This window comes from Corallococcus sp. AB049A (assembly GCF_003668885.1).
Lineage (GTDB): Bacteria > Myxococcota > Myxococcia > Myxococcales > Myxococcaceae > Corallococcus > Corallococcus interemptor.
Genome location: NZ_RAWL01001320.1, coordinates 1 through 409, shown reverse-complemented (window position 1 = coordinate 409; position 409 = coordinate 1). Strand labels below are relative to the sequence as shown.

Here is a 409-nt window from a genome sequence, read left to right as displayed (position 1 = left end):
CTCCATGCCAGCCGCCTGCAGGCCAGCCTCGTCATCGAAGCCGACCTTGCCGGCCGCGCCGACCAGCGCGGCGATGGTGCTGCGTGCACGGGCGCGGTCACTGATAGGCGCGCCCTGCGCCCAAACGGCAAGGGTTTCGACCAGGGCGATGTAATGGGCCTGCTGGCCGGGCGTGTAGCCCTTCTGATGGCGCAGGTACTGCACCCCGAAATTGCCCATCGACTGCGCGGCCTGGCGCACGGCGCTGGCCTGGCCGGCCAGCTGGCGGTCGAAGCTGCGCTGCAGTTCGGTGCTGGCATCGGGCTTGCGCAGCGCGGCCAGCATCGGCAGCAGCTGGTCCCCCAGCGGCAGCTCGGTCAGCGGCCACTGGCTGTGTCCCTCCGCCCAGGCCTGCTGCAGCCGCTGATAC

General features: G+C 71.1%; 1 protein-coding gene. It reads right to left on the bottom strand.

The genetic code is table 11. The features are described from left to right. A partial coding sequence (locus D7X55_RS47115; RefSeq protein ID WP_199747469.1) for a hypothetical protein occupies positions 1 to 409 on the bottom strand: 409 nt, incomplete at both ends.